This is a genomic window from Streptomyces sp. NPDC052040, from assembly GCF_044548405.1.
Lineage (GTDB): Bacteria > Actinomycetota > Actinomycetes > Streptomycetales > Streptomycetaceae > Streptomyces.
In genome coordinates, this window is record NZ_JBIUBV010000009.1 from 92,534 (window position 1) to 117,123 (window position 24,590).

The 24,590-nt window shown below is 73.6% G+C and carries 18 protein-coding genes; 10 read left to right on the top strand and 8 right to left on the bottom strand.

The features are described from left to right. Nucleotides 1–27: 27 nt before the first annotated feature. Both ACIHAA_RS19580 and ACIHAA_RS19585 read left to right on the top strand, forming a co-directional pair. Entirely contained in the window at nt 28–1,317 is a 1,290-nt protein-coding gene (locus ACIHAA_RS19580) for a hypothetical protein (RefSeq protein WP_399818712.1), read from the top strand. 262 nt (nt 1,318–1,579) lie between these two features. Continuing rightward, nucleotides 1,580–2,131, top strand: a complete 552-nt coding sequence (locus ACIHAA_RS19585; protein ID WP_399818713.1) for a DoxX family protein — start codon at nt 1,580–1,582, stop codon at nt 2,129–2,131. Here the strand turns inward: ACIHAA_RS19585 and ACIHAA_RS19590 are convergent. Further along, nucleotides 2,110–2,379 carry a hypothetical protein gene (locus ACIHAA_RS19590; RefSeq protein WP_399818716.1) on the bottom strand — a complete coding sequence of 90 codons (270 nt, stop codon included), beginning with the start codon at nt 2,377–2,379 and terminating at the stop codon, nt 2,110–2,112. The two genes, ACIHAA_RS19585 and ACIHAA_RS19590, sit on opposite strands and share 22 nt — an antisense overlap. Next, on the bottom strand, nt 2,366–3,898 hold the full coding sequence (locus ACIHAA_RS19595; protein WP_399818719.1) for a PspC domain-containing protein: 1,533 nt from the start codon (nt 3,896–3,898) through the stop codon (nt 2,366–2,368). The genes ACIHAA_RS19590 and ACIHAA_RS19595 overlap by 14 nt, the downstream gene beginning before the upstream one ends. A gap of 177 nt (nt 3,899–4,075) precedes the next feature. On the opposite strand from ACIHAA_RS19595, the gene ACIHAA_RS19600 reads away from it, so the two are divergent. Together ACIHAA_RS19600 and ACIHAA_RS19605 are read left to right on the top strand one after the other, a co-directional pair. Then, nucleotides 4,076–5,368 carry a PspC domain-containing protein gene (locus ACIHAA_RS19600; protein WP_399819077.1) on the top strand — a complete coding sequence of 431 codons (1,293 nt, stop codon included), beginning with the start codon at nt 4,076–4,078 and terminating at the stop codon, nt 5,366–5,368. Beyond that, nucleotides 5,365–6,090, top strand: coding sequence for a LuxR C-terminal-related transcriptional regulator (locus tag ACIHAA_RS19605; protein ID WP_399818720.1), 726 nt, complete (start codon nt 5,365–5,367; stop codon nt 6,088–6,090). The genes ACIHAA_RS19600 and ACIHAA_RS19605 overlap by 4 nt, the downstream gene beginning before the upstream one ends. Before the next feature lie 56 nt (nt 6,091–6,146). Here ACIHAA_RS19605 and ACIHAA_RS19610 read toward each other — a convergent pair whose 3' ends face one another. Then, nucleotides 6,147–7,217, bottom strand: coding sequence for an NlpC/P60 family protein (locus ACIHAA_RS19610; protein WP_399818721.1), 1,071 nt, complete (start codon nt 7,215–7,217; stop codon nt 6,147–6,149). A gap of 459 nt (nt 7,218–7,676) precedes the next feature. Here ACIHAA_RS19610 and ACIHAA_RS19615 point away from each other — a divergent pair, with 459 nt between their 5' ends. Continuing rightward, a complete protein-coding gene (locus ACIHAA_RS19615; RefSeq protein WP_399818723.1) occupies nt 7,677–8,030 on the top strand; it encodes a hypothetical protein in 354 nt (117 codons plus the stop codon). Here ACIHAA_RS19615 and ACIHAA_RS19620 read toward each other — a convergent pair. Continuing rightward, nucleotides 8,008–8,976 carry a tellurite resistance/C4-dicarboxylate transporter family protein gene (locus ACIHAA_RS19620; RefSeq protein ID WP_399818725.1) on the bottom strand — a complete coding sequence of 323 codons (969 nt, stop codon included), beginning with the start codon at nt 8,974–8,976 and terminating at the stop codon, nt 8,008–8,010. The two genes, ACIHAA_RS19615 and ACIHAA_RS19620, sit on opposite strands and share 23 nt — an antisense overlap. 429 nt (nt 8,977–9,405) lie before the next feature. On the opposite strand from ACIHAA_RS19620, the gene pcrA reads away from it, so the two are divergent. Beyond that, nucleotides 9,406–11,973, top strand: a complete 2,568-nt coding sequence (pcrA, locus tag ACIHAA_RS19625) for a DNA helicase PcrA (protein WP_399818727.1) — start codon at nt 9,406–9,408, stop codon at nt 11,971–11,973. Between the two features lie 87 nt (nt 11,974–12,060). Here pcrA and ACIHAA_RS19630 read toward each other — a convergent pair whose 3' ends face one another. Beyond that, on the bottom strand, nt 12,061–13,716 hold the full coding sequence (locus ACIHAA_RS19630; RefSeq protein WP_399818729.1) for a M23 family metallopeptidase: 1,656 nt from the start codon (nt 13,714–13,716) through the stop codon (nt 12,061–12,063). A gap of 218 nt (nt 13,717–13,934) precedes the next feature. Then, a complete protein-coding gene (locus ACIHAA_RS19635; RefSeq protein WP_399818730.1) occupies nt 13,935–14,795 on the bottom strand; it encodes an esterase/lipase family protein in 861 nt (286 codons plus the stop codon). 737 nt (nt 14,796–15,532) lie between these two features. Between ACIHAA_RS19635 and ACIHAA_RS19640 the strand changes: the two genes are divergently transcribed. Beyond that, complete coding sequence (locus ACIHAA_RS19640; RefSeq protein WP_399819079.1) at nt 15,533–15,949, top strand: cobalamin B12-binding domain-containing protein; 417 nt, start codon at nt 15,533–15,535, stop codon at nt 15,947–15,949. 36 nt (nt 15,950–15,985) lie between these two features. Here the strand turns inward: ACIHAA_RS19640 and ACIHAA_RS19645 are convergent, their stop codons facing one another. Then, a complete protein-coding gene (locus ACIHAA_RS19645; RefSeq protein WP_399818732.1) occupies nt 15,986–17,602 on the bottom strand; it encodes a DUF5691 domain-containing protein in 1,617 nt (538 codons plus the stop codon). Between the two features lie 41 nt (nt 17,603–17,643). Further along, nucleotides 17,644–18,996 (bottom strand): SWIM zinc finger family protein, encoded by a 1,353-nt coding sequence (locus tag ACIHAA_RS19650; protein ID WP_399818734.1) that lies wholly within the window; start codon nt 18,994–18,996, stop codon nt 17,644–17,646. A 131-nt stretch (nt 18,997–19,127) separates the two neighbouring features. Here ACIHAA_RS19650 and ACIHAA_RS19655 point away from each other — a divergent pair, with 131 nt between their 5' ends. The 3 genes from ACIHAA_RS19655 (at nt 19,128) to ACIHAA_RS19665 (ending at nt 24,186) form a co-directional block, all read left to right on the top strand. Then, nucleotides 19,128–20,351, top strand: a complete 1,224-nt coding sequence (locus ACIHAA_RS19655) for an AAA family ATPase (RefSeq protein ID WP_399818736.1) — start codon at nt 19,128–19,130, stop codon at nt 20,349–20,351. Continuing rightward, nucleotides 20,348–22,960: a DUF5682 family protein gene (locus ACIHAA_RS19660; RefSeq protein WP_399818738.1), complete on the top strand. Its 2,613-nt coding sequence runs from the start codon at nt 20,348–20,350 to the stop codon at nt 22,958–22,960. Before ACIHAA_RS19655 ends, ACIHAA_RS19660 begins: the two co-directional genes overlap by 4 nt. 62 nt (nt 22,961–23,022) lie before the next feature. Further along, the gene (locus ACIHAA_RS19665; RefSeq protein WP_399819081.1) at nt 23,023–24,186 is read left to right on the top strand and encodes a VWA domain-containing protein; all 1,164 of its coding nucleotides are present in this window, start codon (nt 23,023–23,025) and stop codon (nt 24,184–24,186) included. The last annotated feature ends 404 nt before the right edge of the window (nt 24,187–24,590 follow it).

Sequence of the window (24,590 nt, forward strand, 5' to 3'; positions counted from 1 at the left end):
ATCTGGCGCGGGAAGGCGGCAGTGGTCGTGGCGGTGCAGGAGGCGAGGCAGGGTGCCGGGCATGGAAGTGGTCCGGGAGCCCATGAAGGTGGCTGCACCTGCGGGGACTGCCCGCACGGCGCGCGTGAGGGACATCGGCGCGCGGTGGCCGAATTCCTGGCGAAACGGGACGAGTTCGCCTCCGGCCGGGGGCTGCCCCCGGCGGTCGCGTACTCCGCGTCCGCGTCCCGCCAGTGGGTGTCCGACGAACTCACCCAGTCCGCGGACCTGGTCGCCGAGCGGAGCCGCGCCGACGGCGACGCCTGGCTGTCCCGGCTGTGGCGGCGCACGGCGGTCGTGGTCTGGGGCACGGTCACGGTCCTGCTGCTGGCCCAGGCGCTGACGGCGATCGGCGCGGGGTGGACCGCCGCGCGGACCGCCGGACTGGTCGCCGCCGTGCTGGCGGGTGCCGCGCTGACCGCCGCCGGGCATCTGCACCGGGCCCGCGGCGGGGCGCTCGCGCCGGTCGTCGGGGAGGACAACCGCCTGTCGACCTCCCGTGCGGTGGCGGCCTGCTGGGTGCTGTTCGTCGTCTACGCGCTGCTGGTGCTGATCGTCGAGCTGGCGGTGGCCTCCGCGCACGGACGCCGCGACGCGTTGATCGCCGGGCTCGGCCTCGCCCGCGGGGCGGGCGCGGTGACCGTGGTCGCCGTGGTGTGCGGGATCGCGGTCCTGGTGCGGAGGGTGGTCGGACTCCGGGTCATCGGGCAGCGGCTCCAGAAGGTCCCCGCCGACCGGCCGCGGGCGGCGGATCTGCTCACGGACGACTCCGGCCGGGGCAGCTTCGCGGACACCCAGTATGTGGTGGTCAGCGCGGTCGCCCTGGTCTTCGCGGTGGTACGGCTCGCCCGCCGTCCCGACCAGCTTCCCGATCTGCCCTGGGGTCTCGCCGTACTGGTCCTGGTCTCCGCGGGGACCTATCTCGCCGGGAAGTACGCCGAGGGCGGCCGCCCGGTCGTGCTCTCGGTGGTGCGGGCGCGGGAGGCGGGCGATCTGGACGCGCCGATCCGCACGGGTGACGACATCGAGATCCGCGGCGCCGGTTTTGTGCCGCCCGGCGCCGAGTCCCCGGGCAGGCTGTCCCGGATGGCGGTCCGCATCGGGGCGGTCCACGTCCATGTGCCTCTGGTCCCGGTCCCCGGCGGCTTCAGCAACCCGACGGACACCCTGCTGACCGTCCCGGTGCCCGCCGATGTGGAACCCGGACGCGTCGACGTCCAGGTGGTCACGGCCGCCGGACTGGAGACCAACCGGGTGACCATCGATGTGACGGAGTGACGGGTGACGGCGGCCGCCTTCCGCCTTTCGGCCCCCCTCCGGGCGACGCAGCCCCGCCCCGGTGGAACGCTGGAGGAAGCAGCAACGCGGGCCCGGGACCGGGACCGTTCGCGCCGGCAAGGGTCCGGGGGTGACGTCCTCCGGGCGCAGAAAGCCGGAATGTCGGCGCATACCGGTTGAGCGGTCGTCCCCTTTCGTACGTATGGTCTGTTGAGGGGTCAACGACTGGTAGGCGAGAGGCGGCGTCACGATGGCTCAAAGCATGCGTACGGAGTCGCACACTTCATATGTCGAGGAGGTGCGTTCCTGGCGGGACACCGCCACCCGGTACGCCCTCCTTCCTCTGCGGGTCTTCCTCGGTATCACCTTCATCTACGCGGGCCTGGACAAGCTCTTCAGCAGCACCTTCCTGCGCGACTCGGGGCCCGGCTCGATCGGCGACCTGATGCACGCCGTACGGGACTCCTCCGCGATCCCGGCGCTGGTCGACCTCGCGCTGAAGAGCCCCTCCGGCTTCGGCTGGGCCATGGCCCTCGGTGAACTGGCCGTCGGCCTGGGCACCCTGGCCGGTCTTCTGTCCCGGGTCGCCGCGCTCGGCGGTGCGCTCATCTCCCTGAGCCTGTGGCTGACGGTGAGCTGGGCCTCCACCCCCTACTACTACGGCAACGACCTCGCCTATCTGATGGCCTGGACCCCCCTGGTCCTCGCCGGTGCCCCTGTTCTCTCCCTGGACTCCGTACTCCGCGACCGACGACGGCCACACCAGCACACCGACCTCTCGGCCCTGCGGGGCTACCCCGCCCCGCGGGGCTGAGGCGCCGTCACTCCGTCCTGTCCGCCGTGCGGCCCCCTGTGGGCCGCACGGCGGCTGCGTATCGCGCGGGCCACGCTGGCCAGCAGACCGGTCACGGCCCCGAGGCAGAGACCGCCGCCGACGATCGGGACGATCACCCACCACGGTGTCGTCCAGGCACCCGCGGCGTCACCGGCGAAGAGGACACCCGCGGCGGCGAGGGGGGCACCGGTGAACAGCCTGCCGGGCTGGAACTCATGACGCAGCACGGGACACCTCCAGCTGGCCCACACCGACTTCGAGGCTGAGGTCCAGCGTGGCGACGCTCCTGGTGCCCGCCGCCGGGGAGAGCGTCACCTGCTTGTGCCTGCCCGCCTCCACCTCCACCTTCCGGGAGTCGCCCGGCAGCCGGATGTCGCCCACCCCCGCTTCGAGCCTCAGCCTCACCGTGGCGTCCTTGGGCACCACCACCTTCAGTCGGCCCACGCCCACCTCGGCCCGGCTCGTCACGCTCCCGCCTCCCGTCTGCCGCACACGGCTGAGATCCAGGGTGCCCACGCCGGCCCCCAGCTCATATCTGCTGTGGACCGCGGCCGCCGAGGACGGCGCCCACGTCGTGTGCGTCCCATGGGTGCCCACGTCCTTCGGCAGCGCGGCCGACCCGGCGAGCAGCGCCGCCGTGACCAGCGCCAGAAGGACCGAGCCCGCTCCCGTGCGCCCCAGGAGAGAGCTGACGGCGATGCCCGCGCCGAGGACGACGAGGGCGCACGCCAGGCCAGTCTGCAAGCTGGTGCCGAGGGCCCGGTCGTCCCAGGTCAGGCCGGAGCCGAGGCCTCCCGCGAGCAGGGCGAGAAGGAACACCCGGCCGCCGATCCAGCGCGGCCCCGGCGGCGCGGCGGGGCGGGACGGGGTGCGTATCCGCTCTCTGTCCGAGCCGCCCCGGGCGATGGTGACCGCCGCCGCCACATCGCGCCCGTCCCGGCCGTCGCGGCCGGGGGTGTCGCTCGGGCCCCACAGATAGCCCGTACCGCCCACATGCGTGCCGTCCTTGACGATGGGGTCGCGCCACCAGGAGGGGTGACCGGCCGGGGCGGGCGGTGCCGTCGCCTCCGGGGGCGCATCGGCCACCGCCTGGGCGGCCAGTGGGTCCGGATCGGGGGCGCCACGCTGCCGCGACCAGTACCCCGCGCCCGCGAGGAGCAGTGACAGCACGACGGCGAAGGTCAGCACCCCGCCATTTCTGATCATCGACAGAAAGACCCCGCAGCCCACCAGCGCGAAGAGGACCGCGGCCAGCCCCTGTCCGTCGACCCGGCCGGTCAGCAGTTTGCGGACCTCGTTCTCCTCCTCGTCCTCGTAGGGCACGAAGAGCCAGCAGAAGCCGTAGAAGACAAGGCCGAGACCGCCCGCCGCGGAGAGCACCGCCAGCCCGATCCTGAAGATCACCGGGTCCATCTCGCACTGCCGTCCGAGCCCGGAGCAGACACCGGCCAGCATCTTGAACCGCCGGTCGCGCCGGAAGTGGCCGGAGGCCCCGTCCGTGCCGGGCGTGCCCCCGGGCGGCGCACCGCCGTCCGCCTCGGCCCGCCCGTCCTCGCGCACGCCGTCGGCCGCCCTGCCGTACCCGGCTCCGTTCTCCCGCACGGCGGCATCCTGCCGTACGGATGTCTCCTCCTGCGCGCGCGGCTCCTCTCCCCGGGCAGCCGGGGCAGCCGCTGGCGTCCCGGCGTCGGGGGCGTGCCCCGTGCCGGGACTCCGCCCCGCTGCTGTCTGCCGCTGATCCGTCATGGGTCCATGGTCGCTGCCGCGGACGTCTCGCGGCAGTCGGGACGACCCTGGCAGAACCCTGAAATCCGCCCCGAGCGCCGCCAAGGGAAGCGTTCGATCAGCGGGATTCGAAGATCAGGGGAGTCTCGGGGGTCCACCCTGATGTCCGCGCCCACCGCCCATGTGACCATCAATGGCATGCCGGACGCCGCAGCAGCACCCCACGCCGACCCGCGGCCGCCGCGCAAGCTCTACCGCAGCAGTGACGGACGCTGGCTCGGGGGAGTGGCGCGGGGGCTCGCCGGACATCTCGGGCTGCCTGTGATCTGGGTCCGGCTGGTGTTCGCGGGTCTGATGATGGCGGACGGTCTCGGCGCCCTGCTGTATGCCGCGTTCTGGTTCTTCGTGCCGCTCGGCGTCGGCGGCGTCGACGAGCGCCGCCCGCCCTCGCTGGTCGGCACGGAGACCTCGCCCGACGGCCGCCGCCGACTGGTCGCCCGCCGACCCGACCGGGGCCAGATCGTCGCCCTGCTCCTCATGGTCGTGGTGGCGCTGACCTTCGTCCACAGTGTCAATCTCGGCGGCGCCGCCAAGGGATATCTCATCCCGGCCGTCCTGGTCGCGGCGGGCGTCGCCCTGGTCTGGCGGCAGGCCGACAACGCCCGGCGGGCCCGCTGGATGGAGGTCGGCAGCCGTCGGCGCACCCTCACCCTGCTGCGCGCCGCGGCCGGTGTCCTGCTCGTCACCGCCGGTGTCACCGCCATCTTCCTGATCCAGGGCTCGGCCGCCCATCTCGGCTCCGTCCTCCAGGCGGCGCTCGCGGTCCTCGTCGGTATAGCGCTGCTCGCCGGGCCGTACCTCGTGCGCATGTCCCAGGACCTGTCCGAGGAGCGTCTGATGCGCATCCGGGCCCAGGAGCGCGCGGAGGTCGCCGCCCATGTCCACGACTCGGTGCTGCACACCCTCACCCTGATCCAGCGCAACGCGGAGAACGCGGGCGAGGTGCGCCGCCTCGCCCGCGCCCAGGAGCGCGACCTCCGCGCCTGGCTCTACAAACCGGAGGGGACCGGCAAGGACGAGAACGAGGAGCCCCGCACCCTGGCGGAGGCGGTCCGGCGCAACGCGGCGGAGGTGGAGGACAAGCACGGCGTCCCGATAGAGGTCGTCGTGGTCGGCGACTGCCCCCTCGACGAGCGGACGGCCGCACAGATGCAGGCCGCGCGCGAAGCAATGGTGAACGCCGCCAAGTACGGTGGCGAGGGCGGCGCCGTCCAGGTCTACGCCGAGGTCGAGGGACGGACCGTGTTCGTGTCGGTCCGTGACCGCGGCCCCGGATTCGACCTCGACGCGATACCCGCGGACCGCATGGGTGTCAGAGAATCGATCATCGGCCGCATGGAGCGCCACGGGGGCAGCGCACGGCTGCGCGCGGTGCCCGGCGGGGGCACGGAGGTCGAGTTGGAGATGGAGAGGGCGGAGAGCACGACATGAGCGACGCGAACGAGGCGGCCGGTCCGGCGGAGCCGGAGGGCGCGGAGGGGGACGCGGGGGAGCGGCGCGTCAGGGTCGTGCTCGTCGACGACCACCGCATGTTCCGCACCGGGGTCCGGGCGGAGATCGGGCAGACCGAGCGGACCGGGGTCGAGGTCGTGGGAGAGGCCGCGGATGTCGACCAGGCGGTGTCGGTGATCACCGACACCCGGCCCGAGGTGGTGCTCCTCGACGTCCATCTCCCGGGCGGCGGAGGCGTCGAAGTGCTGCGCCGCTGCGCCGCGTTGACGGCGGACGCGGAGCAGCCGGTCCGGTTCCTCGCGCTGTCCGTGTCGGACGCGGCGGAGGACGTGATCGGAGTGATCCGGGGCGGTGCCCGCGGCTATGTGACCAAGACGATCACCGGCTCGGACCTCGTCGACTCGATCTTCCGTGTCCAGGAGGGCGATGCCGTGTTCTCGCCGCGGCTGGCCGGGTTCGTGCTCGACGCGTTCGCCTCCACCGACGCCCCGCCGGTCGACGAGGACCTCGACCGGCTCACCCAGCGCGAGCGCGAGGTGCTGCGCCTCATCGCCCGCGGCTATGCCTACAAGGAGATCGCCAAGCAGCTCTTCATCTCGGTGAAGACGGTCGAGTCCCATGTCTCGGCGGTCCTGCGCAAGCTCCAGCTGTCCAACCGTCATGAACTGACCCGCTGGGCCACGGCACGCCGACTGGTCTGACGGCCCGGTTCCGGGCGCCTCCTCGGGCAGCCGGGGTCGCGCCCGGCGCCCGTGGCTCACACCACCCGGGTGGCCCCGGCGAACGGCATCTGGTCGATCGGTGCCAGCCGTACCGGCGCCGAGGGGTTCGGCGCGTGGATCATCTGGCCGTGGCCCACATAGATCCCTACATGGCTGACCCCGGAGTAGAAGAAGACGAGGTCGCCGGGGCGGAGGGCGGAGCGCGGGACCCGCTGGCCCGCGCCGATCTGGGCGTAGGTCGTCCGGGGCAGCGAGACGCCCGCCGAGTGGTACGCGGCCTGCACCAGCCCCGAGCAGTCGAAGGCGCTGGGGCCGGTGGCGCCCCAGACGTAGGGGCTGCCGAGCTTGCCGTAGGCGTAGGCCACCGCGGCCGCCGCGCGGGCGTCGGGTGCCTGCGCGGCGGCCTGCGCCGCCGACACCGCACCGAGGAGGTCGCGCCCCGCCGACCGGGACGCGGCCCCCGCCCCGCCGCCCCCCGCGAGCTCCTGGCGCTGGCTCTCCGTCAGCCGGGACAGCAGCCGCCGGGCCTCGCCCAGCTTCTCGGTGACCGTCTGCTTCTGCCGCCGGAGTTCCGCCTGCCGCGACGTCAGGGTGGCCAGCTCCACGCGGGCGGCTCCGCGCAGCCGTCCGATCTCCGCCAGCTGTGCGCGCACGGCCGCCACGGCCGCCGCCTGCCGTCCGTCGACCCGCTCGGCGAACGCGGCGTCGTCCAGATAGCGCCCGGGGTCCGAGGAGAGCAGCAGCTGCACCGAGGGTGCGATACCGCCCTTGCGGTACTGCGCCGCGGCGGCGGCACCCAGCGCCTCGCGCGCCGAGTTCAGCCGGTCGGTGCGACGGGCGGTCTCGTCCCGGAGCGCGTTGAGCCGCTGTGTGGCCCGGTCCGCCTGTTCCTTCGCCCCGTCGTACTTCTCGGTGGCGACCTCGGCCTCCCGGTACAGCCGGTCCACCTCGGCTCTGGCCCGGTCCGGGGAGAGCGGTGGCCCGGCGGCGTACCCGGTCCCGGTGAAGCCGGTCGCGGAGGCCGCTCCCGCGAGGGCGAGCGTGACGGCGGTCCGGGCCGTGGCCCCGCCGAGCGAACGCTGCCTGGGCTTGCGGTGCGCTGCCACCTGACCGTCACGTCCTTTCGTACGACCGCCGAGGCCGGGTCATGCGTCCGGCGGCGGCCCGCACAGGGGGAGCAGGCCGCCGCCGGACCTTCTCGGCGGTGGTGTCCGGCGGCCGTCCGGGCGCGGACGGCGGTGGGGAGCCGGTCACCTGGGGGAGGACGCTATGCCGGACCGTGACCTCGCCGTGACGCAAAGTGCGGAAGTGGCGCGACCGGATCGGCGGTGACCGTATGTGACCACTATGTGGCCCTCTGGCCTTCGGCTTCGCACCGGTCGATGGTCATTGTGTGTTCGGTGCCGCGGATGAGGTCGGGTGAGGTCACAGAGGGCCATGGGGCGCATATGCGCGGGGAGCGCGGAGGCCGTCGATGTGTGCGCCCGGTGTCCCCGCTGTGACCGCCGTCCCACTCCGCAGCCCGGTGTCGGAGCCCCCGGAGGCCCTCACTAGGCTCCGGATCCATGGACGTACTCATCCATCTCTTCGTCGGCCTGCACATCATCGGTATCGCCGCCCTCCTCGGCGGATTCCTGACCCAGATGAAGGCGATGGGCCGCGGCACGGCCCGTTTTGTGCCCGGCATGCTGCACGGCGCGCTGACCATGCTGGTCACCGGTGTGGCCCTGGTCGGCCTCAACCAGGCGCAGCACCACCAGCTCAACACCGTCAAGATCGGCATCAAGCTGGCCCTGCTCATCGTGATCCTCGGCCTGGTCTATGTGAAGCGCGACGAGGAGAAGGTGGAGAAGCCCCTGTTCGCCCTGGTCGGCGCGCTGACCACGGTGAACATCTTCATCGCCGTGCTGTGGACCTGATGCTTCCGCCCAGGTGTCCGACGGCCCCCGCGAGGACCGCGCACCAGAGCGCCACCGCGATCCACAGCAGTACCTGACCGGGGCCGCGCAGCCATGACGCCCTGAGGCCGACGGCCACGGACAGCGCCGCCACGGCCGTCGCCCCCGCCGAAAAGGCGGTCGACCACCGGCGTACGTCGTAGCCGGGGCGCGGGCGGCGCAGCTCGGTCACCGCCAGGACGCAGTACCAGACGAAGGCGATGACCAGCAGGGCGATGGTGACGCTCCGCAGGACGTCCTCGTCGTCGTAGTTCCACAGATACGGACCCGAACGGCCGATGTGGGCCAGCCGGGATCCGGCCATCGCGGCGAGCGCGGGCGCACCGGCCGCCACCCACTGGTCCCCGGCGCCCGCGACCACCTGCCGGAGGTCGAAGCACCGGAGCCCCACCAGATAGAACGCCAGCCCGAGCCAGAAGAACACCATCGCGGCATGGGCGAGCCAGGCCACTCCCAGGACCACCGCCAGCGCGGCCCCCAGCACCGCGATGCCCTCCGTCGCCGCACAGCCGAGGAACACCGCCCCCGGCATGCCGCGCTCCCAGTTCCGTACGGCCAGGAGCACCAGGACCGCCCACAGCACACAGGCCAGCGCGAGGAGCGCCTCGGCGAACTGATGCCGGTCCAGGGCGGAGACCCGGGTTCCCAGCACCGTGGTGGCCGGAACCGCCGCGAACGCGTCCGGGGAACCGGCCGGCCACCCCGGGTGCCCCCACAGCAGCCCCACGGTGACGGCGGCGATCAGCGCCAGCCAGGCGGCGCCCGCCAGCGCCAGGGCGACACGGGACAGGACCTCGTACCCGGTCTGGTGCAGCCCCACCGACAGGACACCGGTCGCCAGCACGGCGGACCCGGTGGCGGGCGGACGCTGCGCCCACCAGGTACGGAGTGCGGAGGAACCGGACATACGCCCGATGCTAGGGACGCGCGCACGGCTTGCGTGCGGGGCGCGCGCGTGCGGTCGAAAACACCCCCGCGCGCGCCGGGTCGAGGTCGTCCGCCACCGCATCGTGCGGGGCGCCACCACTGCACCCGTCCGAAGCCGCCGCAGGTGTACCCCGCGGGGCCACCGCCGGTGGGTGCGTGCCGCACGTCCGAGGGGGCCCGTCAACTCCCGTGGCGGCCGACCGGGTTGATCGGCGGCAGGTCCGAGAGGTCGCCGCAGAGCCGGGCGCGGAGTGCGCCCCCGGGGTGCCGGACGCGTGCGGACGGCCCCGGGGAGGGGGCGCCGTGCGGCGCCGGGAAGCGGGGGCCGAGACCGGGGAGCGATGGGTTCCGGGCGGAGTTCCGGGGACGGCGACCGGTTGTCGGTGGGGCGCCCTAGACTCGTAGAGCGATGAGCAGCCTCTTTGACGACAGCTTCCTGGCGAACCTCCAGGCCACCTCGGCCCATGAGGAGGAGCCCCCGCCACCCGAGGACGATCATGCTCCGGAGCCGGTTCCGGACGATCTGTTCGGCGGGCGGTTCGACCTGCCACCGGACCGGGACGCCTACTACCGCGACGGCGCTCCCCGCCCGGCCCTCGACCCCCGCACCCTGCTCGAAGGGCTGAACGAGAACCAGCGCGCGGCGGTCGTGCACGCCGGTTCCCCCCTGCTCATCGTCGCGGGCGCCGGTTCCGGCAAGACCCGGGTGCTGACCCACCGCATCGCCCATCTGCTGGCCGACCGGGGTGTGCACCCCGGGCAGATCCTCGCGATCACCTTCACCAACAAGGCCGCGGGCGAGATGAAGGAGCGCGTCGAGCAGCTCGTCGGCCCGCGCGCCCATGCGATGTGGGTGATGACCTTCCACAGCGCGTGTGTCCGCATCCTGCGCCGGGAGAGCAAGAAGCTCGGCTTCACCTCCTCCTTCTCGATCTACGACGCCGCCGACAGCAAGCGTCTGATGGCGCTCGTCTGCCGCGACCTGGACCTCGACCCCAAGCGGTTCCCGCCCAAGTCGTTCAGCGCCAAGATCTCCAATCTGAAGAACGAGCTGATCGACGAGGAGGACTTCGCCGCCCAGGTCGCTGGGGGCACCTCCCAGACGGAGTCCGGGGGAGGTTTCGAGAAGACCCTCGCCCAGGCGTACGCGCTCTACCAGTCGCGGCTGCGCGAGGCGAACGCCCTCGACTTCGACGACCTGATCATGACGACGGTCAATCTGCTGCGCGCCTTCCCGGACGTCGCCGAGCACTACCGCCGCCGCTTCCGGCATGTCCTCGTCGACGAGTACCAGGACACCAACCACGCCCAGTACGCCCTGGTCCGCGAGCTGGTCGGCACCCAGGAGCCCCCCGTGGACGTGCCGCCCGGGGAGCCGGGCGCGTCCGGGGAGGGCGACCTCCCGCCCGCCGAGCTGTGCGTGGTCGGTGACGCCGACCAGTCGATCTACGCCTTCCGCGGCGCCACCATCCGCAACATCCTCCAGTTCGAGGAGGACTACCCGGACGCCACCACGATCCTGCTGGAGCAGAACTACCGTTCCACGCAGACGATCCTGAGCGCCGCCAACGCGGTCATCGAGCGCAACGAGTCGCGCCGCCCCAAGAACCTGTGGACCAACGCGGGCTCGGGCGCGCGGATCACCGGCTATGTCGCCGACACGGAGCACGACGAGGCGCAGTTCGTCGCCGAGGAGATAGACCGCCTCACCGACCGGGGCGAGGCCAAGGCGGGCGATGTCGCCGTCTTCTACCGCACCAACGCCCAGTCCCGTGTCTTCGAAGAGATCTTCATCCGGGTCGGCCTGCCGTACAAGGTCGTGGGCGGTGTCCGCTTCTACGAGCGCAAGGAGGTCCGGGACGTCCTGGCCTATCTGCGGGTCCTGGCGAACCCGGAGGACTCCGTTCCGATGCGGCGCATCCTGAATGTGCCCAAGCGGGGCATCGGCGACCGCGCCGAAGCGATGATCGACGCCCTGGCCCAGCGGGAGAAGATCAGCTTCTCGGCGGCGCTGCGCCGGGTGGACGAGGCCTACGGCATGGCGGCCCGCTCGACCAACGCGGTCAAGCGGTTCAACGTCCTGATGGAGGAACTGCGGACCATCGCGGAGTCGGGCGCGGGCCCGGCCACGGTCCTGGAAGCCGTCCTGGAACGCACCGGCTATCTGGCCGAACTCCAGGCCTCGACCGACCCCCAGGACGAGACCCGGATCGAGAACCTCCAGGAACTCGCGGCCGTCGCCCTGGAGTTCGAGCAGGAGCGCGGTGAGGGCGCGGCGGAGCCCGGGGCCGCGGCGGCGGGCGGCACGCTGGCCGACTTCCTGGAGCAGGTCGCCCTGGTCGCCGACTCCGACCAGATCCCCGACGAGGAGGACGGCGGCGGCGTCATCACGCTGATGACCCTCCACACCGCGAAGGGCCTGGAGTTCCCGGTGGTCTTCCTGACCGGCATGGAGGACGGCGTCTTCCCGCACATGCGCGCGCTCGGCCAGACCAAGGAGCTGGAGGAGGAACGGCGCCTGGCCTATGTCGGCATCACGCGCGCCCGGGAGCGGCTCTACCTCACCCGGTCGGCCATGCGCAGCGCCTGGGGCCAGCCCTCGTACAACCCGCCCTCGCGCTTCCTTGAGGAAATCCCGGACCAGCATGTGGAGTGGAAGCGCACGGGTGGCTCCGCCGCGCCCGGCTCCTCGCGGCCGGTGTCGGGGGTCGCGGCATCTCTGTCGTCGTCCCTGTCGTCGGCCCGGTCGCGGTCCTCGGCCGCGGGCGCGTCCGGTTTCGCCACCCGCAGGGGCGGCGCGACGGAGAAGCCGGTGGTGGCCCTGGCCATCGGCGACCGTGTCACTCACGATCAGTTCGGTCTGGGCACCGTGGTCGGAGTGAAGGGCACGGGCGCCAACACGGAGGCCACGGTCGACTTCGGGGACACCAAGCCGAAGCGGCTGCTGCTGCGCTACGCGCCGGTGGAGAAGCTGTAGTCGACCGAACGGGCAGGGCCCCGCCGTACGACGGAGGCCCTGCCCAAAGGATGTGATCGGGCCGGGTTGTGCGGCCCGAGGTCTCACTCAGGTGGGGTCGAGGCCGTGGCTGCGCAGCCACGGCAGCGGGTCCACCGCGGCACCGCCGTTCGGCCGGACCTCGAAGTGCAGGTGCGGGCCTGTGGAGTTGCCCGAGTTGCCGGAGAAGGCGATGGGCTCGCCGGCCTTCACGCTCGCCCCCGTGGCCACCTGGTAGCGGGAGAGGTGGCAGTACCACGTCTCGGTGCCGTCCTTCGCCGTCAGGATCAGCATGTTGCCGTAGGCGCTGTTCCACTGGGTGCGGACGGTGCCGTCGGTCGCGGCCATGACCGTGGTGCCGTAGGAGACGGGGAAGTCGATGCCGGTGTGCACGGACATCCAGTTGACACCGGCCTGGCCGAAGTAGGCGCTGAGCCCCTTCTGGGTGACCGGCAGCACGAACTTCGGGCGCATCCGCTCCTTGAGGGCCGCCTCGGCCGCCGCCTTCTTCTTCTCGGCCGCCTGCTGGGCCTTGAGGTCGATACGTTCCTGCGTACGGCTTGCCCGGTCCGCGAAGTCGTTCGCGCCCGCCGAGAGGCCTCGGAGCTGGGAGTCCAGCTTGTTGTTGGCGGTGGACGGCTTCACCGGCACCGCGTCGGACGCGCTTGCCGTGGTCTCGTTGCCGTCGCTTCCGCCCACTCCGACGGTCGCGGCGGCGGCGATCCCGGCGACTCCCATGACACAGGCCGACGGCACGGCGATGGTCAGCAGCGCGGAGCGCCTCGGCGGGGTACGGCGCCGGGACCGGCCGGCCGTGCGGGACGCGGCGCGGGGAGCCGGGGCGGGGGGGATGTCCTCCTGGCCCTCGAGCAGCGTCGTCTCGGTGGACGGCTCACCGGGGTGATCCGGCTCGTCGTCGGCGGGGTGCCGCTCGTACGGGAGCTGCTCGAAAGCGGCGGTGGCTCCGTGGTCGAAGCCTTCCGCGGAGTCGATGACCTGCGTCTCCGGATGACCGAAGCTTTCGGCGTGCCCGAAGGCCTCGGCGTGCCCGAGGGAATGGGCGTGCCCGAGGGTGTCGGTGTGGTCGTAGGACGCGGCGTGCCCGAACGGCTCGGCGTGCGCGAAGGTGCCCGTGGCCGCCGTCGCCGCCGCGGTGTGCCCGTCGTGCTCCCCGGGTTCGGCGGCGCCGCCCGAGTTCCACTGGGTGGCGTCGTACGCCCCCGTGTCGAACCCCTGGGTGCCCCACTCCCACTGCTGGGTGCCGTCGGCGGACCGGCCCGCCTCGGTCCAGGCCCGCGCGTCCCACTGGCCGGTGCCGTCGCAGGACCCGGCCTGCGCGGGGATGCCGGTGAACTGCTGGTAGTCCGTGGCCCAGGCGGAGGTGTCGTAGGTGCCGGTGTCGAACGCGGCATGGTGCTGGGCGGCGTACATGTCGTACGGGAGCGCCTCGTGCGTACCGGTGCCGGGCAGAGGGGCGTCGGCCCCGGGAGCCGGGTGGGTGCCGGTGGCCCAGGCGGAGGTGTCGTAGGAGCCGGTCGCCCCATGGCCCGACAGGTCCCCGAAGAGGGGGTCGGCGGGGAAGGCCGTGGTCGCGGAGGGGTCGGTGTACGAGGCGAAGCCACCGTAGTGGGCGTCCTGCCCGCCGTACGACGCGTAGTGCGCCGGGGCGGCATCGGGGCCCGGAGCCGGGGGAGTTGCGGTCCCCGACGGGTGACGGTCGTTCACCAACGTCTCTTTCGCCGACAACAGGGGCTGGCAGAGCAGTGCGGCGACTGTACCCGGCGGTGCGCGGGCGCGACAATCTTCCGCAGGTTTCCCGCGGGCAGGAAACGGGCAATCGGCCGTGTTTCGGCGTTCCCCGGTAAGGCCTTGGCGCTGCGTTCGGTGAATGTTCGAGAGTCAGGGGGTGGCCGTGAGGTGTCGGGGGCCGTTCGGGGCAGCCGTCACGCCACCGTCAGCCCACCGGTGGGAGCGTCGGCGGGGGACGTCGGGTGCACGAGATCCAGTGCCTGCCGTATCCCGGTCGCGACCGTGGGGTGGACCGGCAGGGCCAGATGGCCGATGCCGCTCACCCGGATGTTGTGCGACAGCAGATCGGGGTGGTCGACACAGGCCGTCTCCAGCGGATCCATCAGCGGGTCCAGATCGCTCCAGAAGCTCACGAAATGCGTACGGCATCCGGGCGCGGGCTCGCGCAACTCCTGGATCAGCTCGGAGTTCGGGCGCATCTGGCGGACGATCGGGTGCGCGTTGGCCAGCGGGGCGACCCGGGTGCCGGAGTGGGGCGTGCCCAGCGTCACGAGCGTACGGACATGGCGGTCGCCGCCGAGCCGCTGCACGTAGTACCGCGCGATCAGCCCGCCCAGGCTGTGGCCGACGACGTCCACCCGGCCCTGCCCGGTGCGTTCGCACAGTTCTTCTATGTGGCGGCCGAGCAGTTTTGCCGCGGTACGGATGTCGCAGGTCAGGGGCGAGTAGTTCAGCGACTCGATGTGCTGGCGGCCGTGCTGGGCCAGATTGCGGCGCAGCAGGACGAAGACCGAGCGGTTGTCGATGAAGCCGTGGACCAGGATGACCGGGGGCCGGGCCTCGGTCGGCAGCGTCGTGGCGTCCGGGGGGAGGGGGAGCGGCTGGGCATGGCGCTCCTGGATCATCCCCGACGGGTAGAGGAGCAGATGGCCGGCGAGTATCGCGAGCTCCAGGGCGGTCGCCTTCAGCAGAGCCATGGAGAGACCGGCCAGCCTGCTCGGAAACATGCGCTGGCACAGAGGTAGGAAGGGCTGCACTGCCCGCGTGACCATCATGGCCGACCTCCCGTCGGCGCACGCGGGGACGCCTGCGTCCCCCGTGTGCCCTTGTGGAAAGCCGTGGTGGCGGTGGTTTGCGGGGCGGGCGCCGTGGATACGGCCGTACCGCGGATGCGGCGCTGAGCCGGGGGTGCGGCGGCCCTCTTTTCGTCGCAGTGACGAAAGATGTGCCCGCCGTCCGCGTGATGCGGTTCCCGTCCTCCTTGTAACGGGTGCGGCTCCCGCTGTCGTCGTGCCCTGGCAATTCCTACGCCGACGGTCCCCGCCCCCCGGCGCCCGGGCCGGTGGTGGCGTGACCGCCTTGAAGCGGCTCTCCGTGCGCACGGTCCCCACGGACCACGGCGCGCGAGCCGCCGATGCTGCGGCGCGTGTGCCGCGGGGAGGGGGGCCCTGCGCGGCGAACGTGTCCCATTGTGTGATTTCCCCCTCCGTCACCGTCGCGAAACTGCCCGTTGCCGGATGCCGGTGACGACGTCCGTGTGCCGCGCGGCCCGGCGCGGGGCGGGAAGCCCCTGGTCCAGGGCCTGGTCCGGCCCCTGATCGGGGCTCGGCCGGGCTCTGGTCGAGCCCCGGACGGGACCCGGACGAGCCCCGGATGGGTGCCCGGGCGGGCGGTGGCGTGGCGGCGGGGCCGTTCCTCGGGTACACGATGGAAGGAGATGGCTTTCACGGAGGTCGCGGGGGTCGTGGAGGTCTCGCAGGCCACGGAGGTCGCTGGAGTCGTGGAGGCAGTGATGGGTGTCGCAGTCGGGCCGATCCGCGTGGTGGTGGCCAAGCCGGGGCTCGACGGCCATGACCGCGGGGCGAAGGTGATCGCCCGGGCGCTGCGCGACGCGGGCATGGAGGTCGTCTACACCGGGCTGCACCAGACGCCCGAGCAGATCGTGGACACGGCGATCCAGGAGGACGCCGACGCGATCGGGCTGTCCATCCTGTCCGGCGCGCACAACACCCTGTTCGCCGCGGTGATCGACCTGCTGAAGGAGCGCGACGCCGCGGACATCCTGGTCTTCGGCGGTGGGATCATCCCGGAGGCGGACATCCCGCCGCTCAAGGAGAAGGGCGTCGCGGCGATCTTCACCCCCGGCGCGACGACGGCGTCGATCGTGGACTGGGTCCGGGCGAACGTGCGGCAGCCTGCCGGGGCGTGAGGTGCCCGTCCTGCACTCCGCTTCTACTGCCCTCTTTTACTGCCCTCCCAGTTCCTCCCGCATCGTCGCGCGCAGACGCAGGGTCGTGGCCAGGCGCTGGAAGGCCTCGGCCCAGTAGCCGCCCGCTCCCGGTGAGGCGTTCTCCTGCTCGTCGGGTATCGCGGTCAGCGTGGCGAGGCGGGTCGCCTCCGCGGGGTCCAGGCAGCGTTCCGCAAGGCCCATCACCCCGCTGAAGCTCCACGGGTAACTTCCCGCGTCCCGAGCGATGTTGAGTGAATCCACCACCGCCCGGCCCAGCACCCCCGCCCAGGGGACCGCGCACACGCCGAGCAGCTGGAACGCCTCCGACAGTCCGTGTGCGGCGATGAACCCGGCCACCCACTCGGCCCGTTCGGCGGCGCCCAGGGCCGACAGCAGTTTCGCCCGCTCGGCCAGGGACACTGCACCCGGGCCGCCGGCCTCGGGCACCGAGGGCGCTCCGAGCAGCGCCCGGGACCAGCCGGAGTCGCGCTGGCGGGCCGCCGCCCGGCACCAGGCCGCGTGCAGTTCGTCCCGCCAGTCGTCCGCCACCGGCAGCGCGACGATCTCCTGAGGTGTACGTCCGCCGAGGTGTGCGGTCCAGGTGCCGAGCGGCGCCGCCTCCACCAACTGGCCCGTCCACCACGACCGTTCACCGCGCCCGGTCGGCGGATTCGGCTGCACCCCGTCGTGCTCCATGCCCGCATCGCAGGCGTGCGGTGCCTCGACCACGAGCGTCGGCTCTGCTGCCGTACGGTCGAGCGCCACACAGGCCGCCGCCCGTGCCGCCATCCGTGCGGCCAGGGCCGAATCCGGCAGCGCGGACAGCAGTTCCGCGGCGGTCGCCCGGACGTTGCGGCTGCGGTCGGACAGGGCTTTTTCCAGGAAGGGTTCGTCCGCGGGCTCCAGGCCCGTACGGAGCGAGTCGAGGAACATCAGGCGGTCCTCGGCGCGCTCGGTCCCCCAGGTGCCGGTCAGCAGCTCCCGCCCGGCGGACGGTCGCTGCGCGCGGAGGACGCCGAGGAGCGCCACCCGCTCGGCGAACAGGCCTTCCTGCCAGAGGCGTTGTATCTCCTCCGGCTCTTGCGACGGATGCATGGTGCCGTCGCCGGGCGCCGAGCGCAGTGCGAACCGCCAGTCCGGGTTGAGGCGGGCCAGCCACAGGGCACGCGGGCCCGCGAAGGCCAGCACGGCGGGGCGCAGATCGGTCCGGCCGCGGGCCGCGTCCAGGAGTGCGGGCAGGGCCTGAGGGGGTGGTGCGAAACCGCGGGCGTTGGCCAGGGCCAGCCACTGGGGCAGCAGTTCCATGAGGTCGGGGGCCGCACCCCGGCGGCCGCCCGAGGGCGTGCCGGGCCGGTCGGACAGCAGCAGGGTGAGCCGGCGGGCCGCCGCGGGCGGCAGCAGTGGACGGGGGTCCGGAGCCGCGGGCTCCGGCCTGGTCCCGGCCGGTGCCGGGCGCAGCCCGGCGCGGCGCCGCACGGTCTCCACGGCGGCCAGGTCCAGCAGGGCCGTCGGCGCCTCCCGGCCGCCGGGCGCCCAGGGCGGCGTACGCCGGTCGGTGCCCAGCAGTGCCACGGTCACCAGCTCCTCCCAGGGCACGGCGGGAGGTGTGTCCGGCGTGGCGGTCGTACCCATATCGGTCTCTTCCCGGTCGGTCATGAGCCGTTGCGGTGGAGTCAGCACAGCGGGACCGCCTCTCCGGCACCCTCCGGCCAGACGGTCAGCGGAGTGAAACCGCGGTGGCCGCACTCGCCGAAGACCGTGACGGGAGCACCGCCCGACAGGGCGACCAGCCGCCACAGGCCCGGACGGGTGCCCGCCTGCCCGGTGAGCGGCAGGGCCGTGCCGCGGTCCGCGTCCGCCAACTGCCAGGAGTCCTCGCAGGGCGTCGGCACCACCTGCCCCAGGGTCACTGGATAAGAGTCCAGCCACGGGTCCTCGCGCAGTGCCCGCCCGTAGCGCTCCAGCGCCCGGGACGTGGTCACCCCCGGCGGCCGTATCCCCGCCGGGGCCGCGGGTGCGAACTGCTCGCCCAGTGCCGCCCGCAGCTGCCCCGCCCCCGGATACGCGGACACCTCCGCCTCCAGCGCCAGGCCCACCGGGAGCGTCAGCTCGGGTGCGCGTCCGGCCGCCCCGTAGGCGAGGAGCAGCGCCGTACGGCCCGAGTCAGTGCCGTGCAGCCAGATGCGGCGGGTCGTCAGACGGCCGTCGAAGGTGTCGTACTGGGCCAGCACCAGCCAGTGGTCGCGGACGGGTGGCCCCTCGGGTGAGCCCGGCAGGCCCACCCGGGCCCGGACCGTCGCCGCCAGGCCGTCGGGCAGCCGCTCCCGGCGCAGCCAGCCCTGGTCCAGCAGGTGCAGCAGGGCGCACTCCTCCAGCAGGCGCGTCGGCCAGTCCGCACCCGACGCCGGGATCGCCCCCAACTCCCGTGCGCGTGCCGCCAGTCCCGGAGTCTGGGCGTCGACCATGCGGGCCGCCGTCTCCTCCCATGTCCCGTATCCGGTCCTGTCGGCCGTGGCGAGGCCTCCGCGCAGCAGGTCCGCGAGCCGCTGCTCCAGCTCGGTCGCCCCCGCGGTGATCCGCTCGGCCCGCCGCTCCGCCCTGCGCCGGGCCGCTTCCGGATCGGCGGTCCCCGCAAAGTCCGCCCCACTGGACGGCCGTTCCCCCTGTGCTCGCCCCCGCCGTCCCCCGATCCACCGCTCCGCCCAGTCCGGCATCCGCCCCCGCGGCACCGCCCCGTCCCCGCCCGCCCGGAACAGCAGCAGCCCCAGCGCGTGCTTGCAGGGCACCTTCCGGCTCGGGCAACTGCACGTGTACGCCGGACCGGCCGCGTCCGCGAGATCGACGACCGTCCGGTACGCGCTCCCGCCGCTGCCCTTGCACACCCCCCACACCGCCCCCTCCTCGCTGCTCCCCGTCTCCGACCACGGCCCGGCCGTGCCGAGCCTGCTTCCCGCCGCGCGTGACGCAGCGTCAGGCGCCAGTGCCAGCACCTGTTCCGTGGTCGGTCGCACCCCCTGCTCAGTCATGTCTCGACGGTAGGTCCCGCCACTGACAATCACCGGTCCCCGGGCATCTGCGCAGGTCACCACGCATTGTCAGTGGGGTGGTGCACGGTTGTCGGCAGCTGGGAACCGGCCGAGCCGAGGGGGATGTGGCCATGCGTGTGTCCGTTGATCCGACGTCCGTGGAACCGAACCGGGGCACGTCCGCGCCCGTGGCGGGGGCTGGGGGCGCCGACGCCCACGGGGGAACGCCCGGCCCCGTGCACCCGGCCGCGCGGGAGACGGCGGCCGGGGCGGCGGGGGAGCCGCTGCGGCCGCACGCCGAGAACGCCTTCGCCGCCGAACTCGCCGCGCTGGCCGCGCAGGACGACCGCCCCCGCCCGGCCCGCTGGCGGCTGTCGCCCTGGGCCGTGGCCACCTATCTGCTGGGCAGCACCCTGCCGGACGGCACGGTGATCACCCCCAAGTACGTCGGGCCGCGCCGCATCGTCGAGGTCGCCGTCACCACCCTGGCCACCGACCGGGCGCTGCTGCTGCTCGGTGTGCCCGGCACGGCCAAGACCTGGGTGTCCGAGCATCTGGCGGCCGCCATCAGCGGCGACTCGACCCTGCTCGTCCAGGGCACGGCCGGAACACCGGAGGAGGCGATCCGCTACGGCTGGAACTACGCGCGGCTGCTCGCCCACGGCCCCAGCCGTGACGCACTGGTGCCGAGCCCCGTCATGCGGGCCATGGCCGAGGGGGGCATCGCGCGGGTCGAGGAGCTGACCCGGATCCCCGCCGATGTGCAGGACACCCTGATCACGATCCTGTCGGAGAAGACCCTGCCGATACCGGAGCTGGGGCAGGAGGTGCAGGCCGTCCGCGGCTTCAGCCTGATCGCCACGGCCAACGACCGCGACCGCGGGGTCAGCGAGCTGTCCAGCGCCCTGCGCCGCCGTTTCAACACGGTGGTGCTGCCGCTTCCGGAGAGCGCCGACGCCGAGGTGGACATCGTCTCCCGCCGGGTTGCGCAGATCGGCCGCTCGCTCGATCTGCCGACCGTGCCCGAGGGCATGGACGAGATCCGTCGCGTCGTCACGGTCTTCCGCGAACTGCGCGCCGGGGTCACCGCGGACGGCCGGACGAAGCTGAAGTCGCCCAGCGGGACGCTGTCCACCGCCGAGGCCATCTCCGTGATCACCGGCGGGCTGGCGCTGGCCGCGCACTTCGGTGACGGGGTGCTGCGTGCCGGGGACGTGGCCGCGGGCATCCTCGGTGCCGTCGTCCGCGATCCGGCGGCCGACCGGGTCGTCTGGCAGGAGTACCTGGAAGCGGTGGTCCGGGAGCGCGCGGGCTGGACGGACTTCTACCGGGCGTGCAGGGAGGTGAGCGCATGACCGGCTCGCCCGGCCGGGGGCCGCTGCTGCTCGGGGTGCGGCACCACGGCCCCGGCTCCGCCCGCGCCGTGCGGGCCGCGCTGGAGGCGGCCCGGCCGGGAGCCGTGCTGATCGAGGGGCCCCCCGAGGCGGACACCCTGATCCCGCTGGCGGCGGACGAGGGGATGCGGCCGCCGGTGGCCTTGCTCGCCCATGCCGTGGACGAGCCCGGACGGTCGTCGTTCTGGCCGCTCGCCGAGTTCTCCCCGGAGTGGGTGGCGCTCCGCTGGTCCCTGGAGCACGGCGTCCCGGCCCGCTTCATCGATCTGCCCGCGGCCCACACCCTGGCCTGGGACAGGGCGTCCGGGGACGCCGGACCACCCGGGCCGGAGGGTGCCGGATCCGGACCCGGTGAACGACCCGGGCCGGAGGGCCCCGGATCCGGACCCGGTGAACGCCCCGGTGAACAGGGGGCGTCGGATCCGGGCTCCGGCGAAGCCGTCCGTATCGATCCCCTGGCCGTGCTCGCCGGGGCCGCCGGGTACGACGATCCCGAGCGGTGGTGGGAGGACGTCGTGGAGCACCGGGGCCCGGACGGTGCGGATCCGCTCGCGCCCTTCACGGCCCTGGAGGAGGCGATGACGGCGCTGCGGGAGGAGTACGGCACCGCAGGCCATCGGCGTGACCTCGTGCGGGAGGCGTATATGCGGCTCCAAGTGCGAGCTTCCGTAAGGGAGTTCGGGCCGCGGGTGGCGGTGGTGTGCGGGGCCTGGCATGTGCCCGCGCTGCGGCACAGGGCCGCCGTCGCGGCCGACCGCACCCTGCTGAAGGGTCTGCCCAAGGTGAAGACGGACATGACCTGGGTGCCCTGGACCCACCGCAGGCTGTCCCGGGCGGGAGGGTACGGGGCGGGGATCGACTCACCCGGCTGGTACGCCCATCTGTTCACCGTGCCCGACCGTCCGGTCGAACGATGGCTGACCAAGGTCGCCGGGCTGCTCCGGGAGGAGGACCGGACCGTGTCGCCCGCGCATGTCATCGAGGCGGTGCGGCTCGCGGACACGCTCGCGGCCCTGCGCGGCCGCCCGCTGCCGGGTCTGTCCGAGACGACCGACGCGGTCCGGGCGGTGATGTGCGAGGGCTCGGACGTGCCGCTGGCGCTGGTGCGCGACCGCCTGGTGGTGGGCGATGTCCTGGGGGAGGTGCCGTCGTCGGCCCCCGCGGTGCCGTTGCAGCGGGACCTCGCGCGGATCCAGAAGCGGCTGCGGCTGAAGCCGGAGCCGCAGGAACGGGAGCTGGAGCTGGACCTGCGCCAGGACACCGACGCCGGACGCAGCCGACTGCTGCACCGGCTGTGCCTCCTCGGCATCGGCTGGGGCGGGCCCGCGGTCTCGCGCGGCAGCACGGGCACCTTCCGGGAGACCTGGCGGCTGTGCTGGGAGCCCGAGTTGGCGGTGCGGGTCGCGGAGGCCGGGGTGTGGGGGACGACCGTGCTCGCCGCGGCAACCGCCAGGGCCGAGGCGGACGCGGTCGCCGCGCGGTCGCTGGCCGATGTCACAGCCCTCGCGGAGCGGTGCCTCCTGGCGGAACTGCCGGACGCGCTGCCGGTGGTGATGCGGGCCCTCGCCGACCGGGCGGCCCTCGACGCCGATGTCGGCCACCTCGCGCAGGCGCTGCCCGCCCTGGTCCGGTCCCTGCGGTACGGGGATGTGCGCGGCACGGACACCCGGGCACTGGCCGAGGTGGCGGCGGGGCTGGCGGAGCGGGTGTTCGTCGGACTGCCACCGGCGTGCACCGCGCTCGACGCGGAGGCGGCCGAGGAGATGCGCCGCCATGTGGACGCCATGCACACGGCGGTGGGACTGCTGGCGGAGGGGGCGGCCGCCGCGGACGGGGGGATACGCGGGCGCTGGCGTGCCGTGCTGCGGACGCTGGCCGACCGGGACACCGTCGTGGGCGTCGTCCGCGGACGTGCCGTACGGCTTCTGCTGGACGACGGGGAGCTGACGCCGGACGGGGCCGCGCGGCTCATGGGCCTCGCGCTGTCACCGGGGGCGGCACCGGCGGACGCGGCCGCGTGGATCGAGGGGTTCGTCGGAGGCGGCGTCGGCGGGGGCCTGCTGCTGGTCCACGACGAGCGGCTGTTCGGGCTCGTGGACGCGTGGCTGACAGCGGTGCCGGGGGAGGCCTTCACGGGCGTACTGCCCCTGCTGCGGCGCACGTTCTCCGCGTACGAGCCGGGAGTCAGACGCACACTCGGCGAGTTGATACGGCGCGGCCCGAAAGCACGGGGCGTGGTGGGTGCCGTCGGCGGTGGCGGCCCCGGGTTCGCGTCCGGCCTGGATGCCCGGCGGGCGAACCAGGCGGTCCCGGTGGTGCGGCTGCTGCTGGGCCTGGCCGACCCCTGCGACGGCGCGCCGGAGGTGCGCGTCGGCGGCGGCCGGGGCGGGACGCGGGGCAGCGGCCCGGAGGGATGCGTCGGCGAGGGCCGGGGGCGGGCTGCGGCTGCCGGGAGAGAGGGGGCCGACAGCAGCGGCTCGGGTGGGGTGGGCGGCAGCAACTCGGGTGGGGCCGACAGCAGCGGTTCGGGTGGGGTGGGCGGTGTTGATCTGGTGGGAGCGACGTGGTGAATGACGTGGTGAACAGGGACGGGACGGGCACCGAGGCGACCGCGCTGTCCGGGGGTCAGGCCATGGAGCCGTCCGGCGGCCCGGCGCGGGCGGACGAGCGGCTGCGGCGCTGGCGGCTTGTGCTGGGGTCGGACGCGGCGGACGGGACCGGGTACGGGCTGACCGGGCGGGACGCGGCGATGGACGGGGCGCTGACCGCGTTGTACGGAAAGCCGCACGGAAAGGGGGACACGGCGGGCCGGGCCGGGCTGGGGGCCTCGGCGCCGTCCGTGGCGCGCTGGCTCGGGGACATCCGTACGTACTTCCCGGCGTCCGTCGTCCAGGTCATGCAGCGGGACGCCATGGACCGGCTCGGTCTGTCCGCGCTGCTGCTCGAACCGGAGATGCTCGAAGCCGTCGAGGCGGATGTGCACCTGGTCGGCACGCTGCTCTCGCTGAACAAGGCGATGCCCGAGACGACCCGGGAGACGGCGCGGGCGGTGGTGCGCAAGGTCGTCGAGGACCTCGAGAAGCGGCTTGCCGCCCGCACCCGGACCGCGCTCACCGGCGCCCTCGACCGCAGCGCACGGGTCCACCGCCCCCGCCACCACGACATCGACTGGAACCGCACGATCGCCGCCAACCTCAAGCACTACTTGCCGGAGCACCGCACGGTGGTGCCCGAGCGGCTGATCGGATACGGGCGGGCGTCCCGCTCGGTGCAGAAGGAGGTCGTCCTCTGTATCGACCAGTCGGGATCGATGGCGGCGTCGGTGGTGTACGCGTCGGTGTTCGGAGCCGTGCTCGCGTCCATGCGCTCCCTGGCGACCCGGCTCGTCGTCTTCGACACCGCCGTCGTGGACCTCACCGACCAGCTCGACGACCCGGTCGACCTCCTCTTCGGCACCCGGCTCGGCGGCGGTACGGACATCAACCGGGCTCTGGCGTACTGCCAGTCCCGGATCACCCGGCCCGCGGACACGGTCGTGGTCCTCATCAGCGACCTATATGAAGGGGGCATACGGGACGAGATGCTCAAGCGGGTGGCGGCGATGAAGGCGTCGGGGGTGCAGTTCGTGGCGCTGCTCGCGCTCTCCGACGAAGGGGCGCCCGCCTACGACCGGGAGCATGCCGCGGGGCTGGCGGCGCTGGGGGCCCCGGCGTTCGCGTGCACACCGGATCTGTTCCCGGAGGTGATGGCGGCGGCGTTGGAGAAGCGGGCACTGCCCGTCCCGGAGACGGCCTGACCGGGGCGCCGCCGGGCGGCGGCGTACCCGGCGGGGCCGTCCGGACCTGGCGGGGCCGTCCGGACCTGGCTGCGCACCCGGCCCTGGCCGCGCCCCGCACCCGGCTGCCCGGGCCGCGTGCGGGAGCTCCCGGGCCGCGTGCGGGAGAGCGTCACCCGTTCGGCGTAGCGCCTGATGGATGGGTGGCGGCCGGAATCCCGGGGCGGGCGGCTCCGGGGCGCCTTTCCCCGTGATTGCGGGGAAAGAGGCTCCGGGGCGGTCGGAATCCGTCGGCCGGTCCCGCCGGAACCCCGTGGACCGGGTGGGCGGCCCCCTTGGGGTGGGGGCCCGCTCGCTCCGTGTACCTCCCGGGGCGGCGCAAGGGTCCCGCCGGGCCCGCCCCAACCCGGTGGGACCCCCACTGC

Bases quoted from the DNA above. Each gene is read 5' to 3' on its own strand.
- ACIHAA_RS19640 (WP_399819079.1), top strand. From the start codon at position 15,533: ATGGGTGTCGCAGTCGGGCCGATCCGCGTGGTGGTGGCCAAGCCGGGG.
- pcrA (WP_399818727.1), top strand. From the start codon at position 9,406: ATGAGCAGCCTCTTTGACGACAGCTTCCTGGCGAACCTCCAGGCCACC.
- ACIHAA_RS19660 (WP_399818738.1), top strand. From the start codon at position 20,348: ATGACCGGCTCGCCCGGCCGGGGGCCGCTGCTGCTCGGGGTGCGGCAC.
- ACIHAA_RS19665 (WP_399819081.1), top strand. From the start codon at position 23,023: ATGGAGCCGTCCGGCGGCCCGGCGCGGGCGGACGAGCGGCTGCGGCGC.
- ACIHAA_RS19620 (WP_399818725.1), bottom strand. From the start codon at position 8,976: ATGTCCGGTTCCTCCGCACTCCGTACCTGGTGGGCGCAGCGTCCGCCC.
- ACIHAA_RS19600 (WP_399819077.1), top strand. From the start codon at position 4,076: ATGCCGGACGCCGCAGCAGCACCCCACGCCGACCCGCGGCCGCCGCGC.
- ACIHAA_RS19605 (WP_399818720.1), top strand. From the start codon at position 5,365: ATGAGCGACGCGAACGAGGCGGCCGGTCCGGCGGAGCCGGAGGGCGCG.
- ACIHAA_RS19645 (WP_399818732.1), bottom strand. From the start codon at position 17,602: ATGGGTACGACCGCCACGCCGGACACACCTCCCGCCGTGCCCTGGGAG.
- ACIHAA_RS19615 (WP_399818723.1), top strand. From the start codon at position 7,677: ATGGACGTACTCATCCATCTCTTCGTCGGCCTGCACATCATCGGTATC.
- ACIHAA_RS19655 (WP_399818736.1), top strand. From the start codon at position 19,128: ATGCGTGTGTCCGTTGATCCGACGTCCGTGGAACCGAACCGGGGCACG.
- ACIHAA_RS19635 (WP_399818730.1), bottom strand. From the start codon at position 14,795: ATGATGGTCACGCGGGCAGTGCAGCCCTTCCTACCTCTGTGCCAGCGC.
- ACIHAA_RS19595 (WP_399818719.1), bottom strand. From the start codon at position 3,898: ATGACGGATCAGCGGCAGACAGCAGCGGGGCGGAGTCCCGGCACGGGG.
- ACIHAA_RS19650 (WP_399818734.1), bottom strand. From the start codon at position 18,996: ATGACTGAGCAGGGGGTGCGACCGACCACGGAACAGGTGCTGGCACTG.
- ACIHAA_RS19585 (WP_399818713.1), top strand. From the start codon at position 1,580: ATGCGTACGGAGTCGCACACTTCATATGTCGAGGAGGTGCGTTCCTGG.